The following is a 15,955-nucleotide window of genomic DNA, read 5'->3' as shown; positions in this document are numbered from 1 at the left end:
GCCTGCGCCTTCACAAACTGTTTCTCCGCATGAAACTTCTTTCGATTCTTATGGTTATTGGCTGCATGCAGTTATATGCAAGCGGCTATTCGCAAACCATTAATCTTTCGGTTAAAAATCATCCGCTCGACAGGGTATTAAATGCTATTGGCGACCAGAGCGGTTATTTCTTTTTTTACAAGTACAACGAAATACAGGATGCAAAACCTGTAACATTAAATCTCAAAAATGTTCCGCTTGAAAAAGCATTGCAGGAATCATTGAAGGGGCAACCTTTTACCTACACCATCGACCAAAAAACGATTGTTATAACAAGACTTAAAACTGTTCCCGTACAGGAACCTGTTGCGCAGGTTGCCGTAGAAACAAAAGGAACAGTCACAGGCGAAAACGGCGAGCCATTAGCCGGAGCCACGGTGCAGTTAAAAGGTACAAGCCAAATGAAGGTGACCGACGCAAAAGGAAACTTCAGCTTTGATGATTTGCCGGCGAATGCTGTTTTAATTGTAAGCTACACCGGTTACGAAGAGCAGGAAGTAAGTGTTGCAGGTAAAACAACCGTAACCATTCGTATGCGTGTAGCCACACAAAGCCTTAACAGCATTGTGGTAGTTGGTTATGGTACACAGTTGAAAAAAGATGTTACCGGATCGATCAGTTCAATTGGTGCACAAAAATTAAAAGATCAACCCGTAGTAAGTGTTGACCAGGCAATGGCTGCTCAAATGGCCGGCGTGCAGGTAACGCAAACAACAGGTGCGCCCGGTGGTGGTGCAGCAGTGCGCATCAGAGGTGCAGGTTCGTTGAGTGCAGGTAACGAGCCATTATATGTAATTGATGGGTTTCCTGTAACGAATGATTATGATCAACGTAACAATCCTTTGAATACAATCAACCCTGCTGATATTGAAAGTATCCAGGTGTTGAAAGATGCATCGGCTACTGCCATCTATGGTTCACGTGGTTCTAATGGTGTAGTGATCATCACAACAAAATCGGGCAAGAGTGGTGTTACCCGTATGAACTTTACGGTTACTACCGGTGTGCAGACTGTTGAAAAATTAATTGATGTATTGAATGCAAGAGAATTTGCCAACTACATCAATCAGTCAAGAAATAATGCATGGGTAAATTCAGCACCCGGCCGTTTGGCAACAGATCCAAACTCTGTTCGCCAGAACAATGTAATGTATGTATTGCCTGCAGCCCTCAGCAATCCCGATTCGTTGGGCGAGGGTACCAACTGGCAAAAAGAAATTTTCCGTCCGGCATTTACACAGAACTACCAGTTAAATATTTCCGGAGGAAATGAGAAGACCAACTATTTTATTTCTGCAGGTTATCTCAATCAGCAGGGCATCATTTTAAATTCTGATCTCAAACGTTATTCCTTCCGTATTAATGTTGAATCAAAGTTGCGTGATAATGTAAAAGTGGGTGCCAACCTGATGCCTGCCTACACCTTCACCAATCTTGTAACGGCAGAAGGCAACTGGCAGGGTGGTGCAATCATTCAGTCGGCCATTACAGCTGCACCGCATCTGAAACCTTATGATGCAAATGGTAATTATACAAAAGTAACCGGGCAGGGCATTGGTTTGAGCGAAGTAGATAACCCGGTAAAACTTGCCAAAGAAGGGATGAACAAACTGGGTAGTTTACGTTTACTGGGAACTGCTTTTGCTGAAATCAGTATTGCCAAACAATTTACATTTAAAGCGTTGGTAGGTACCGATATTCGTAATAACAGACAGGATGTATTCAGCCCTTCCATTGTAAATCCGAACAGTGTAAATGCTACCAAAATTCCAACAGGCAGCAGCAATACATTTGAAAGTAAAAACTGGTTGTCGGAGTTTACATTGAACTATAACCGCTCATTCAACCGTCATAAAGTACAGGGTTTATTAGGTTATACCATTCAAAAAGAGTACATCGATAACAATGCCGTAAATGGAACCAACTTTCCGAACGACATCATCCGTACTATGAATGCAGCCGGTTTAATAACCAGTGCAACTTCAACGAAAGAAGAATGGTCGTTGCTTTCTTACCTCGCAAGGGTTAACTACAGTTACGATGATAAATATCTTGTTACGGCTGCTTTCCGCCAGGATGGTTCATCCCGCTTTGGTGCTGATAACCGTTGGGGTTTCTTCCCTTCCTTCTCACTCGGATGGCGTTTAAGCGAAGAAAACTTTTTAAAGAATGTCAGCTGGATCAGCGATCTGAAACTGCGTGCCAGCTATGGTCTTACCGGTAATAATTTTATTGCCAACTACGGCCATATTGGTTTGACCACTGCCGATAACTATGTGTTTGGTAACAGCGGTGGCTCGGTAAGTAACGGTATTCGCTTAAACAATATTCCGAACAGCGAATTAGGTTGGGAAAAGAACAGACAAATTGATGCCGGTTTAGAATTAGCAGCATTTAACAACCGTCTGACTTTTATTGCTGATTATTATAACAAGCGTACATCCGATCTGTTGTTGAATGTACCGGTGCCAACGCTTACCGGTTATTCAACTGCGTTACAAAATATTGGTGCAATTGAAAACAGAGGTGTTGAGTTTACCCTCATCACCCGAAATACAGTTGGTAAGTTCAGATGGACAACCGACCTGAACTTTTCAACCAATCAAATTAAAGTAGCTGCATTAGGTCCTGATGGTTCGCCCATTATCGCACGCCAGGCAACATCGGCAAGTGCGCCTACGCACATTACGCAAATCGGAGCTGCTCCGGGTTCGTTTTTTGGATACCAGGTAATTGGTGTTTTCCAGAACGATGCTGATGTTGCGAAAGGTCCGGCCTTTTACAATGCTAACGGAACAGTGCAGTCTCGTCCGGGACAATTGAAATTCCGTGACGTCAACAACGATGGAAGAATTACAACAGATGACCGTACGATTCTTGGTAATGCGTTCCCCGATTTTACCTATGGTATTACCAACACGTTTAATTACAACAACTTTGACTTTGCATTTACCTTACAGGGTGTACAAGGGGTAGAAGTACTCAATCTTGCACGTCGTTATTACGGTAACTATACCGGTACATACAATGTGCTGCGCAGTACTGCGAACGGCTGGCAGTCGGAAGCAAATCCCGGTGATGGTGTAACACCCATGATCGACCGCAACTTTAATGCATATGCAGGAAGTAATGCTGTGAACAACATCATTTCAACCTTTGTAGAAGATGGTTCGTTCCTCCGCATCCGTAATATCACACTGGGTTACAATTTATCGCAGCAGGCGTTGCGTACACTTCGCTTAAGCTCTGCACGTGTAAGCTTTACGGTACAGAATGCCTACACATTCACGAAGTACGAAGGTTATAATCCCGAAGTAAGTGCACAGGGCGGAAGTCCGTTGGTACCCGGTACAGATGCAGGTGGTTACCCGCTTGCCAGAAGTTTTAACCTCGGTATCAATATTGGTTTCTAATTCATAAGATTCATTGCATGATACAGCAGTAACAGAACAGTGATAGAAGGAAAGAAAAACTGTATTAAAAACAAAACATTAACGACATGAAGACCAGTCATAAATTAATTACCATTTGCACTGTTGCACTTTTAACCGGCAGCAGTTGCAAGAAAGACTTTCTTGATCTTGCTCCCATCTCGCAGCAAAACAGCAATAATTTTTACCGTACAGGTGAGGATATGAAAAATGCATTGTCATCTGTTTACAGTGCATTGCAGTACGGCGGTATGTATTATTCCTCCATGCACATCATTGGCGATCTGCGTTCGGATAATACAGAGATTACCGATCCGGCAGCAGGTGCCGATATGCAGGCCGTAGATATGTTTACCAACAATGCGGTTACATCGATCAGCAGTACAACATGGAACGGGCATTACCAAGGTATTCAATCGGCCAATATCGTCATCAATAAAATTGATGCGGTAAACATGGATGCAACATTGAAAGTCCGTTACAAAGCTGAAGCCCGTTTTTTAAGAGCGTTGATGTATTTTAACCTCGTACGCATTTTTGGTGATGTACCCCTCGTAACCGATATCATCAATAATCCGCAGGAAGGTTATAAGTATGGTCGTGAAACAACTGCAAAAGTGTACGAGCAGATCATTGCCGATCTGAAAGATGCAGAACAGAATCTGCCGTTTGAATATGCAAGTGCCGATATCGGTCGTGCAACAAAAGGCGCAGCGATGTCGTTGTTGGGCAAAGTATACCTTACACAACAAAACTGGGCACTTGCAGCACAAAAGCTGAAGGAAGTAATTGATGCAGCAGCTCAAACTAAGTACCAGTTGGTTACTTCGTACGCCAACATTTTTGGTGCAGCAAATGAAAATAACCGTGAATCGATTTTTGAAGTGCAGTTCCGCAAAGGAGCAACTGGTGAAGGAAGTCCTTTTACCAACCAGTTTGCACCAATCGGTTCGGGTACAGCAGTTGTAAGTGTTGGCAATCCATTGGGACAAAATATTCCAACCGCCAACATGAGCAATGCGTATGAATTAGGCGATTTGCGCAAAGCAGCGTCTATGCGTAACAGCTATGTGTTGAACGGAAATACAGTCAACCATAATTATATCATCAAGTATGCAGGTGTGCCCGCTGCATATCTGGACAGCGATAACAACTGGATCGTACTGCGTTATGCTGATGTGTTGCTGATGTATGCTGAAGCCTTGAACGAACAGGGTTATGTAGCAGATGGTCCCGCTTTTACTTATCTCAACCAGGTAAGAACAAGAGCTGGTCTTGCATCGAAAACAAGCAGCAATGCCAATGCCGCATTACAGGTGGCTGATCAGGCTGCATTCCGTTTAGCTGTTGAACAGGAGCGCAGAGTAGAACTGGCGTTTGAAGGTCATCGTTGGTTCGATCTCGTACGCACAAACCGTGCATTGGCTGTACTTGGAACATCAGGTATGCAGGCGCATCATGTGTTGTTTCCTATTCCACAAAGTCAAATCGATATCAACCCGGCATTGATCAAACAGAATTCCGGTTACTAAGAGCGAATCTTTTTTATACAACAGGAGGCCGGGGGAGTAATTCCCCCGGTGTATCCTGTAACTGTTTATGCTGTGCAAAACGCATAACAGAAAAACTATTGCCCTGTATTTTCAAATTCAGCATTCGTAATGAGGAGTCAACTTTTTTTTATTGCCGTGTGCATTTGTTTTTGTGCAACTGCACAGCAAACAACTTTAACGCTCAATGTAAAAGATGATGGTTACCGTGGCATCTGGTATGCCAACCAGCCATCAAACGATGCATACGTGTACAAGTATGGCGGGGGATTAGCAACCTATCCGGCAAATCATTATCCGTTTTCGGTGTATGCAGCAAAGGTGAACAAAACGTTTTTCTGTTACGGCGCTACAGATAAAGCAGGAAAAACGTTGTTGCATGCAGTTGCTTATTTCGATCATAAAACCGGATTAGTACCTCGCCCAACGATTGTATTAGATAAAAAAACAAATGATGCACATGACAATCCTGTGCTGAATATTGATGCTGAAGGTTATATCTGGATATTCTCAACGGCACATGGCACCAGCGGCCCATCTTATATTCATAAAAGTGTAAAGCCTTACGATATAACCGAATTCAGAGAGATTAAGCCTACTAAAATTGAGAAGGACGTTGCTGTGCCGATGACAAACTTTTCTTACCTGCAAACATGGTATCAAAAAGGACGTGGTTTTATCAATCTGCTTACCCATTACGATCGTAATGTCATTCCCGGTCAGCCATCGAAACCACGCCGTACGATCAGTTATATGACCAGCAGCGATGGCGTTGCTTACAGCTCATGGATCGATCTGGCGGTGATCGAAGAAGGGCATTATCAAACAAGTGGTCAGTTTAAAAACACTGTTGCAACAGTGTTCAATTTTCATCCGGTTAAAAATGGTGAGAATGGTTTGAACTATCGTTCGAATCTCTATTACATGCATAGCAAGGATTTTGGAAAAAGCTGGCAGAGTGCAGATGGAAAGCAATTGACATTACCGCTTTCTGCTATTCAGAATCCTGCATTGGTGAAAGATTATTATGCTGAAGGATTGAATGTGTACATCAACGATGTCAACTTCGATAAAAAAGGAAGACCGGTTATTCTTTATATCACCAGCAAGGGATACGAAGCGGGTCCTGAGAAAGGCCCGAGAGAATGGCATACTGCTTATTACAATGGTAAAGCCTGGGAGATACGTAAAGTAACAACATCGGATAACAATTATGATATGGGTTCGCTGTACATCAACGGCAATACCTGGCAGATCATCGGCCCAACAACCGATGGGCCACAGCAATACAATACCGGCGGTGAAATTGTATTATGGACAAGCACGGATAAAGGACGGAGCTGGAGCAGCAAACAATTAACACGCAATAGTCAATACAATCATTCCTATCCACGCAGACCGGTGAATGCACACAAAGATTTTTATGCGTTTTGGGCCGATGGAAACGGAAGAGCAAAATCTGTATCACGTTTGTATTTCTGCGACAGCAAAGGCAACGTATATCAACTGCCCGAAAAGATGGAAACTGAATTTGCAAAACCTGTCAAGATCAATCCGTAAAATGAAACATACCTGTAAGAGAACTTATCTTTTTTTTAGTCTGCTCTTATTTTCTGCATGTACGAGTAAAAACAAAAGTGATTTGCAGATAATTGACAATGTACAACTGCAAAATACATTATTGAAAGTGGAAGTGCTTGCTTCAGAAATGGATGTGCCCTGGGATCTGCATTATGGAGAAGATAATCAGTTGTGGGTTACTGAACAGGGTGGCACTGTTTGGCGCATTGATGTAACAACGGGTGAACGAAAACAACTACTGCATATTAATGATGTGTGGCGCAAACGGACAGCGGGTTTGCTGGGCATAACACTGCATCCTGATTTTACTACGCAGCCTTTTGTTTTTGTGAATTATACATTGATGCGTGACAGTGTGATCTTTTCAAGACTGGAACGTTACCGTTTTCAAAATGATACATTGGTTGAGCCAACAACTGTTTTAGAGATTGGTGGTAATACGGCGCACAATGGTTCACGACTCACCATTTCTCCTGATAAAAAAATCATCTGGGCTACCGGCGATGCCTACACGATCACCAATGCTCAGAGCGATACCTGTTTGAATGGAAAAATTTTACGCCTCAATCTTGATGGAACAATTCCGGCAGATAATCCCAATCCGAAAAGTTATGTGTGGGCGAAAGGTTTCCGCAACATGCAAGGATTGGTTTATTCTGATAAAGGACTTTTGTATACTGCTGAGCATGGTGATGCGATTGAAGATGAAATCAACCACATTAACAAAGGAGCAAATTATGGCTGGCCTGTTATCGAAGGTTTTCATAACCTCGAAAGCGAACATGTTTTTGCAGCTAAAGAACATACTGTTGAGCCCTTGTATTCCTGGACACCTGTTGTGGCTCCATCGGGGATAACATTCTATGTACATACTGCCATACCCGAATGGAAGAACAGTCTTTTAGTGGGCACATTAAAAACACAAAGTGTACGTGTATTAAAGTTGAACGATGCAGGAACTGCCATCGTTAACGAAGAAGTTTTTTTTGCTGATCGTTATGGACGCATCCGTGATATCTGTGCAGGTAAAGATGGAGCTGTGTACATCAGCACCAGTAACCGTGACTGGAATCCGGCAAGCGGTTTTCCAAAACAAGGCGATGATCGCATTCTAAAAATTTCAGCAACAACAAAAGCAATACATCCTGTATTGAAAGGAAGTTCTGCAGGTGCTGTTACAAAATTAAACGGCGAAGAACTGTACAAACAGTACTGTGCTTCCTGCCACAAACCCGATGGCACAGGTGTACAAGGTATTTTTCCTGCACTGAAAGGTTCGGCAATTGTAAACGGTTCATCGCAGGAACTCATTGATCTGTTATTGAAAGGAAGAAAAGGAAAAGACGGATCGGCCATGCCTGCATTTTCTTTTTTGAAAGATGAAGAAATGCGTTCCCTCATCAATTACATCCGCAACAGTTGGGGCAACAAAGCGGCATCGGTAAATAAAGAAATCATTTTTCAAAAACGTTCGTGATCTGCAATGGAACAAACAAAAACGATATTCAGCAAAGCAAGAGCCATTGTACCGGGCATCATTACAGCCGCATTGGTATTTGGCCCCAGTAAAATGACCATCACCTCACGCCTTGGTGCCGACTATGGTTATTCAATGCTGTGGGTGGTGGTACTCGCCATTTTTTTCATGATGGTATTTACATCTATGGGAGCAAGAACAGGTGCCGTAAGTAATCTCAGCTTACTTACACAGATCAGAAAAAAATGGGGTAACAAGATCACATTGCTCATTGGCATTGGAGTATTTTTGGTTACTACTTCTTTCCAGGCAGGTAATTCGGTTGGTGTTGGTATTGCAGTAGCAGAAGCAACCAATACACCTGTTTGGTTTTGGATCGTGTTGTTCAATTTGCTCGGTATTGGTTTATTGTTTTTCCGCAGCTTTTACAAAACACTGGAACGCTTAATGATTGCTCTGGTAGCACTCATGTTATTTTCGTTTATTACAACATTGTTTTTTGTAAAACCATCTGCAGCTGATGTTGTGACGGGACTTGTTCCAAACATTCCCAAAGGTTCAGCAGGTTTACTCATTGCATTTATCGCTTCCTGCTTTTCTATTGTTGGTGCGTTCTATCAATCTTATCTCGAACAGGAAAACAGGGCAACAGGTTTAGCAACAGGAAAAAGCAAAAGCAGCACCGGTATTTTGTTGCTGGGTGTAATGAGTGCGGTGGTGATCATTTGTGCGGCCGCAGTATTACATCCGCAGGGAAAAAGTGTAAACAGTGCAGCAGAAATGTCGGGTGTACTGGCACCATTGTTTGGTTCGTATGCAGCAAATCTTTTTTTAGCCGGTTTGTTTGGCGCATCATTTTCATCGTTGATTGGTAATGCAACAGTTGGTGGCAGTTTGCTGGGCGATGCGTTAGGTATGGGCAGTAAACTAAACAGCAAAGCAGTGAAAGGATTGATTGCATTGGTGATGATCAGCGGTGCAAGCATTGCGTTGATATTTGGTAAGCTGCCGTTGGAGCTCATCATTTTTGCACAAAGCGTTACTATTTTTTTGGTGCCACTTATTGGCTTTGCCATGTATGCAGTTGCAAACGATGCATCCATCATGGGCGAACGTGTCAATTCGCTTTTTTATAAAATAGCCGGAGCTGTCGGTTTGCTGTTGCTGACCGGTTTGGCTGTATGGAATTTTTATCAACTCGTTTTTTAATTGCTATTACTTCAATTAACTATAACCATTTGTAATGAATGAACTTTTGTTATTAGAAAAAGAAATCCTTGCTCCATCCGATGCGTTGGTGAATGATCTGCGCAGTATTGATGGTGATATTTTATTGTTAGGTGCCGGTGGAAAAATGGGGCCATCGATGGCTGTGCTGGCAAAGCAGGCAATGGAGAAAGCAGGATTGCCGCATAAGGTGATTGCTGTTTCCCGTTTTTCAGATGAAGCCATGCGTACACAACTTGAAGCAGCAGGTGTGCAAACAATTTCTGCTGATCTGCTGAATGATGCAGAATTGCAGGCATTACCTTTTGCGCCGAATGTGATTTACCTGGCCGGACATAAATTCGGCACAACAGGTAAAGAAGCGTTTACCTGGGCCATGAATGCCTACTTACCGGGACGTGTAGCCGAAAAATACAAACAGAGCCGCATCGTTGCTTTTTCAACCGGTAATGTATTGCCGTTTGTGCCTGTGCATTCGGGTGGTTTATCAGAAGAAGCAACACCTGCTCCATTGGGTGAATACGGACAATCCTGTTTGGGTCGTGAACGGATGTTCCAGTATTTCTCTGAGCTCAATCAAACAGCTACGCTTATCTATCGTTTAAATTATGCCGTTGATTTTCGTTATGGTGTTGTGCTGGAAGTAGCGAAAGCTGTGAACGAAGGTCGTGCTATTGATCTGCGTACCGGCAATGTCAATGTGATCTGGCAGGGCGATGCCAATGAAATTGCAATCCGTTCCTTGCTGCATTGCAGTACTCCTGCAAAGGTTTTAAATGTAACCGGACCGGAAACTGTTTCTGTTCGCTGGCTGGCACATCAGTTCGGCAACATCTTTGGTAAAGAACCCATCTTCATCTATGAAGAACAACCAACAGCTTTACTCAGCAATGCATCTGAGTGTCATCGTCTGTTCGGTTATCCAACCATTACCATCAAACAAATTATAGATATCACTGCAACCTGGATGCAGAAGGGCGGCGCTATTTCGGGCAAGGCCACACATTTCCAGGAAAGGGAGGGCAAATTCTGATGAAAACATTACACGCAACACTCAAACAACATTTGCATGCAGGTACAGTTATTCCTGCGCATCCGCTTGCATTGAATGCAGAACGGAAATTAGATGAACAACGTCAACGCCTGTTAAGCCGCTACTACATTGCCAGTGGTGCAGGTGGTATTGCGGTTGGTGTGCATTCAACACAATTTGAAATACGACAGCCGGGTATCGATCTGTATGCGCCGGTGTTGGAATTGGCAGCAGAAGAAATTGCAAATGCCAATTTGCAACGTCCGTTTTTAAAAGTGGCCGGTTTATGCGGACCAACTGAACAAGCGTTGAGTGAAGCTGAAACAGCTTTGCGTTTTGGTTATGATATGGGTTTGCTGAGTATGGGTGGTTTGCAGGGCTGGACGGAAGATGCCATTCTTGATCGTGTACGTGCAGTTGCAGCTGTAATGCCGGTGTTTGGCTTTTATCTGCAACCTTCTGTTGGCGGACGAATTTTCAGTTACGATTTCTGGAAAGCCTTTGCTGATATTGAGAATGTGGAGGCAATTAAAGTTGCATCGTTTAACCGTTATCAAACTCTCGATGTAATGCGTGCCGTTTGTAACAGCAAACGCAAAGATGATATTGCGATGTACACCGGTAATGATGATAACATTGTTGCTGATTTATTAACTACCTATCGCTTCGCCGTAAATAATACAATTGCAGAAAAAGAATTTGTGGGTGGTTTGCTGGGACATTGGGCAGTATGGACCAACAAGGCAGTTGAATTGTTAGCGGAAGTAAAAGCGGTGAAACAAGATCATGATGCTGCAAAGCTTGCTGCATTACTCACAAAGGGAATTGAAATTACAGATGTGAATGCAGCGATGTTCGATCCTGCCAACCAGTTTCATGGTTGTATACCGGGTATGCATGAGTTTTTACGCAGACAAGGGTTGCTAGAAGGAACCTGGTGTTTAAATCCGAAAGAACAAATGTCGGCCGGACAAAACGAAGAGATCAGCCGTGTATATGCTGCTTATCCGAATTTGCACGATGATGCATTTGTCAACGAATTTCTCCACAGCCAAAAAGCTCTTCAATGAAACATAAACTGATCCTGCTTTTTCTGCTTTTGTATGCTGCACAAAATTTTGCACAGCAACAACAGGGAACGTATACCAATCTTGGTCCGCAGTTAGGTGCTTCCATGATACAGGGAAGTATCTTTTTAAAAGACAGCAAAGGAAAAGAGCTGGTGTACACCGTTGTTCGTGGCGAACCAGCACATTTGCTGGGCTATGAAGTAGCAACAGGAAAAATGATTCTGGATAAACCATTGGAAGGTGCAGATGGTGTGTGGGATCTGGCTGTTGCAACAGATGGCATGTTGTACATACCCGGTGCAAGTGGTTTTTTGTTCAGTCACAAACCCGGCACACAGGAAGTAAAAAATCTTGGACAGGCTTTGCCCAATCAAACTTATGTATGGAATCTTACAGCAGGTAAAGCAGGTGAAGTGTTTGGTGCAACCTATCCTGGATGCAGAGTATTTCGCTATCATCCCAAACAAGGTTTTTCTGATGTGGGTAAAGGTCCGTTGGTGGAAGGAGAAAATTATGTACGCAGTTTAGCCTATCATGCAAAAACAGGATTGCTGTATGCAGGCGTTGGTTCGCATGCGCATTTAATTGAAATGAATCCTGCTACGGGCACAAAAAAAGAATTGCTGCCACACAAATACAGCGAACAGGAATTTGTATATGGCTTGGAATTGGTGCCCGGTAAAAATGGAGAAGACCGTTTACTGGCGTTACTTACTGCAAGTAATGTTACACTCGTGTATAATCTCAAAACAAAAAAGTTTGAGCAGGAGATAACGGGCATGGATATGAAAGCAGTTGTAACCGATGCCAACACACAAACGGTTTATTATACTGCCAACAAAAAGCTGATGAAGTTTGATGCATCGAAACCGGTTACTGCTGCCAAAGAATTAGCTACGGATATCGGTACAGGTAATGCATTTGCTTTTGGCGGAAAGAAGAAATTGTATGTGCTTACTTCCGGTGCTAACCTGGTGAAGTATGATCTTGCAACAGGCAAAACAGAAAAAATAAAATTACAGATACCACCACAACCGATTCCCATCAATGCATTGTTGTATGGCCCTGATGAAAAAATATGGATGGGTGGATATTTAGCAGGTGGTCATGCTACCTACGATCCACGTACCGGCATCAATACAAAATATGCAGGGCTCGATCAAACAGAAGGGATGACAGTGAGCGGCAACAAAATCTTTTTCGGTATTTATCCGAAAGGAAGATTTTATATGTATGATACCAAACAGCCTTGGAATGTTGCTGATAAAAATCCGTTGTTGATTGGTGAAGCAGAAGGACAAAGCCGTGCATTTGCAGTATTAAAAGTTGCAACCACTATCGAACAAAAAATATTTTTTGGTACAGTACCTGAATATGGAAAGCTAGGTGGCGCATTGGTAATTTACAATGAACAGACGAACGCATTTAATGTGCATGAACAACCGGTGGCACAACAGTCGGTAGTAAGTTTGGTACAGCACAGCAATTTTGTTATCGGTGGTACAACCATATCGGGTGGGTTAGGTATTAAACCATCAACGAAAGAAGCCGTTTTGTTTGGATGGGATATTACAACCAATCAAAAAACATTTGAACTGGTTCCTGTGCCCGGTGCTGCAGCTATTACCTGTTTAATGCGAGGCCCTGATAATTTTATTTGGGGTGTAGCCGACGGTACACTGTTTATTTTTGATGCAGAGAAAAAGTCTGTCATCTCTACACATAAGTTGTACGATTATCCTCCGTTCAGCAGTCATATCTGGCGAAGTGCGGCCATGGTCATTCATCCTTCGGGAATGATTTATGGAACAGGCAATAACAACCTGTTTCAAATTGATCCGAAAACAAAGGCAGTAACGATTCTCAATACCAATGCATCATTGCTGGCGATGGATAAAGAAGGCAATCTTTATTTCCGTCGTTTAACAGAGTTATGGAAATACAAACCCTGATCGTCCTGTTTCTAAATTAAACCGAGATGAAGCAAAAAAGAACTGAACGAAAACAACCTGTGCTGTTTGCAATACTGTTAAGCTGTCTGTTGTTTTCAATGCTTACTGCAACCGCACAGCAGTTTGATGTTTCAAAACTTTCGCTGCAATGGAAATTACTGCAGAATAAATACGAGGGCAGGGAAGAGTTTGAAGCAGCCTTTGTATTGCAGAACAAGAGCAAGCAGCTGTTTCCTGCAAAAGGATGGCGGTTGTATTTTTCATATCCGAGAACAGTTGTAGCAGTAACAGATCAGCAGGCATTGTTTACAACCATCAACGGCGAGTTTTGCAGTCTGCAACCCACTGCTTTGTTTACAGCTATTCAACCAAGTGCTACTGCAACCATCCGCTATATCGGTAAAGGAAAGTCATTCAGCTATACCGATGCGCCTTCGGGTGTATACCTGGTATGGGATGCTGCACCCGATAAGGCAATTCCCATTCAGCAGTTTGCCGTTGATGCAGTGCCACAACAGGAACTGGATTTATTAAAACGTTCGCCGCAAATTGCTTTTGAACGAAACAGACAGATACATGCTGTAACAGCAGATGCATTGCCCCTCTTTCTTCCTTCACCGATGCAGGTGAGGAAAACGGATGGTACTTTTTTGCTGAACCATGCAACAGTTATTTCATTCGATGAAGTATTTGCAAACGAAGCAACGTTATTACAGACCGATCTTGCTGTTGTACTTGGGAAACAGCCTGCATTTACAAAGCAGCAAAGTAATTTTATTTCATTCAAACAAATTTCCGGCTTGCCTGCGGAAAGCTACCGGTTACTGATAACCGCTTCCGAAATCCGTATCGAAGCATCTGCAGCAGCCGGTGCGTTTTATGCAGTACAAAGTTTGAAGCAATTGCTTCCTTCGGAAGCATGGACAGTGAGCAGAAAAGAAGTACAGTTGACCACAGCAGATATTACAGATGCTCCCCGTTTTGCGTATCGTTCATTCATGCTCGATGTTGCCCGTAATTTTCAAACGAAACAGCAAGTATTGAAGATCATTGATCTGCTGGCTTTGTATAAGATCAACACACTGCATTTTCATTTAACGGATGATGAAGGATGGCGTTTGCAAATACCAACATTACCTGAGTTGACAAACGTTGGCGCTCATCGTGGACATTCCCAAAATGAAAATGACCGCATCAATCCGGCTTACGGTTCGGGCGGCACTCGTGGTAGTTTTCCCGGTAGTGGTTTTTACAGCAAAGAAGATTTTGTTGAGATACTGAAGTATGCAACTGCACGACATATCCGTGTGATTCCCGAACTGGAAACACCGGGTCATGCAAGAGCAGCCATCAAGGCAATGAAAGCCCGTTACCTCCGATTGATGAAAGAAAATAAATCTGCTGAAGCCACACGTTTTCTTTTGCATGATACAGCAGATCGATCTGTGTATCGTTCCGTGCAGGGTTACAACGATAATGTGATGAATGTGGCATTGCCATCAGTGTATACTTTTATTGAAGAAGTGGTTGATCAGGTGCGTAACATGTATGTTGATGCGAATTCTCCGCTGCAAACCATTCACCTGGGTGGCGATGAAGTACCGGCAGGAGTGTGGCAACAATCACCAGCAGTTGAACGGTTGATGAAAGAAAATACAACAGTAAAAACAACAGACGATCTTTGGTATTATTATTTGAGTAATGTCCATACATTATTACAAAAACGGAATCTTTATTTGTCCGGTTGGGAAGAAGTGGCGATGCGTAAAACAAAGCTCGATGGCAAGCCGATCTATATTCCCAATCCTGATTTTGCCAATAAACAGTTTCATGCATACGTTTGGAACAATGTGTGGAGCTTGGGTATGGAAGACCTGGCGTATCGTTTAGCCAACGCCGGTTACAAAGTTGTATTGGCACCTGTTACGAATTTTTATTTTGATCTGGCGTACGAAAAAGATGCAGACGAGCCGGGCTTGTATTGGGGTGGTTATCTCGATGAAGAAAAGCCGTTTTATTTTCATCCCTTCGATTATTACAGAACAGCAAAAGAAACTCCCGATGGCAAACTACTCGATCCAAACATTTTTGAACGCAAAGAACGACTGACGGAGTATGGTCGTTCGAATATTGTAGGTATGCAGGCGCAGATATGGTCGGAGAAAATAAACAGTGCAGAAAGTTTAGAGCACATGTTACTACCAAAGCTCATCAGTTTTGCAGAACGTGCATGGGCAAAAGAACCGGCATGGGCAGCAAGTACGGATACAACTGTACAACAACGATTGTATCAACAACACTGGAATGTGTTTGTAAACAAACTGGCGAAAGATGAACTGCCACGATTGGATCATTATGCAGGTGGATTTGCTTATCGGATTCCTCCGCCGGGTGCAGTTGTAGAGAAAGGAGCAGTAACGGCCAATGTATTTTATTCCGGAATAACCATCCGTTATACAACCGATGGTACAGAGCCAACAATAAAAAGTCCGTTGTATAACAAAACGCTTGAGCAAAAAGGCATCATCAAGTTTGCTGCATTCAACAGCAAGGGACGAAAAAGCAGAACCATCTTCGTTTGTAATCCATAACAAT

Annotated in this window: 9 protein-coding genes; all 9 read left to right on the top strand. The window is 43.0% G+C overall.

The genetic code is table 11. From position 1 onward, the window contains the following. Positions 1-29: 29 nt before the first annotated feature. The 9 genes from IQ13_RS04915 to IQ13_RS04875 all read left to right on the top strand — a co-directional run bounded on the left by IQ13_RS04915 (position 30) and on the right by IQ13_RS04875 (position 15,951). A complete protein-coding gene (locus tag IQ13_RS04915) occupies positions 30-3,452 on the top strand; it encodes a TonB-dependent receptor (RefSeq protein WP_199758172.1) in 3,423 nt (1,140 codons plus the stop codon). 86 nt (positions 3,453-3,538) lie between these two features. Beyond that, positions 3,539-5,002, top strand: a complete 1,464-nt coding sequence (locus IQ13_RS04910; RefSeq protein ID WP_144884929.1) for a RagB/SusD family nutrient uptake outer membrane protein — start codon at positions 3,539-3,541, stop codon at positions 5,000-5,002. A 129-nt stretch (positions 5,003-5,131) separates the two neighbouring features. Then, a complete protein-coding gene (locus IQ13_RS04905; RefSeq protein WP_144884928.1) occupies positions 5,132-6,580 on the top strand; it encodes a BNR-4 repeat-containing protein in 1,449 nt (482 codons plus the stop codon). Positions 6,581-6,662: 82 nt separating this feature from the next. Next, the gene (locus IQ13_RS04900; protein ID WP_199758171.1) at positions 6,663-8,078 is read left to right on the top strand and encodes a PQQ-dependent sugar dehydrogenase; all 1,416 of its coding nucleotides are present in this window, start codon (positions 6,663-6,665) and stop codon (positions 8,076-8,078) included. A gap of 6 nt (positions 8,079-8,084) precedes the next feature. Beyond that, positions 8,085-9,287: an NRAMP family divalent metal transporter gene (locus IQ13_RS04895; protein ID WP_144884926.1), complete on the top strand. Its 1,203-nt coding sequence runs from the start codon at positions 8,085-8,087 to the stop codon at positions 9,285-9,287. A 34-nt stretch (positions 9,288-9,321) separates the two neighbouring features. Beyond that, positions 9,322-10,338: an NAD-dependent epimerase/dehydratase family protein gene (locus IQ13_RS04890; RefSeq protein WP_144884925.1), complete on the top strand. Its 1,017-nt coding sequence runs from the start codon at positions 9,322-9,324 to the stop codon at positions 10,336-10,338. Further along, positions 10,338-11,408, top strand: a complete 1,071-nt coding sequence (locus tag IQ13_RS04885) for a dihydrodipicolinate synthase family protein (RefSeq protein ID WP_144884924.1) — start codon at positions 10,338-10,340, stop codon at positions 11,406-11,408. Before IQ13_RS04890 ends, IQ13_RS04885 begins: the two co-directional genes overlap by 1 nt. After that, entirely contained in the window at positions 11,405-13,360 is a 1,956-nt protein-coding gene (locus IQ13_RS04880; RefSeq protein WP_144884923.1) for a ligand-binding sensor domain-containing protein, read from the top strand. The genes IQ13_RS04885 and IQ13_RS04880 overlap by 4 nt, the downstream gene beginning before the upstream one ends. Before the next feature lie 26 nt (positions 13,361-13,386). Further along, on the top strand, positions 13,387-15,951 hold the full coding sequence (locus IQ13_RS04875; RefSeq protein ID WP_144884922.1) for a family 20 glycosylhydrolase: 2,565 nt from the start codon (positions 13,387-13,389) through the stop codon (positions 15,949-15,951). Positions 15,952-15,955: the final 4 nt, after the last annotated feature.

Origin of the sequence: Lacibacter cauensis (assembly GCF_007830055.1) — a bacterium.
GTDB lineage: Bacteria > Bacteroidota > Bacteroidia > Chitinophagales > Chitinophagaceae > Lacibacter > Lacibacter cauensis.
The sequence above is the reverse complement of the archived record's forward strand: the minus strand, read 5'-3'. Positions and strand labels throughout refer to the sequence as shown.

Bases quoted from the DNA above. Each gene is read 5' to 3' on its own strand.
- IQ13_RS04915 (WP_199758172.1), top strand. From the start codon at position 30: ATGAAACTTCTTTCGATTCTTATGGTTATTGGCTGCATGCAGTTATAT.
- IQ13_RS04875 (WP_144884922.1), top strand. From the start codon at position 13,387: ATGAAGCAAAAAAGAACTGAACGAAAACAACCTGTGCTGTTTGCAATA.
- IQ13_RS04885 (WP_144884924.1), top strand. From the start codon at position 10,338: ATGAAAACATTACACGCAACACTCAAACAACATTTGCATGCAGGTACA.
- IQ13_RS04905 (WP_144884928.1), top strand. From the start codon at position 5,132: ATGAGGAGTCAACTTTTTTTTATTGCCGTGTGCATTTGTTTTTGTGCA.
- IQ13_RS04895 (WP_144884926.1), top strand. From the start codon at position 8,085: ATGGAACAAACAAAAACGATATTCAGCAAAGCAAGAGCCATTGTACCG.
- IQ13_RS04880 (WP_144884923.1), top strand. From the start codon at position 11,405: ATGAAACATAAACTGATCCTGCTTTTTCTGCTTTTGTATGCTGCACAA.
- IQ13_RS04910 (WP_144884929.1), top strand. From the start codon at position 3,539: ATGAAGACCAGTCATAAATTAATTACCATTTGCACTGTTGCACTTTTA.
- IQ13_RS04890 (WP_144884925.1), top strand. From the start codon at position 9,322: ATGAATGAACTTTTGTTATTAGAAAAAGAAATCCTTGCTCCATCCGAT.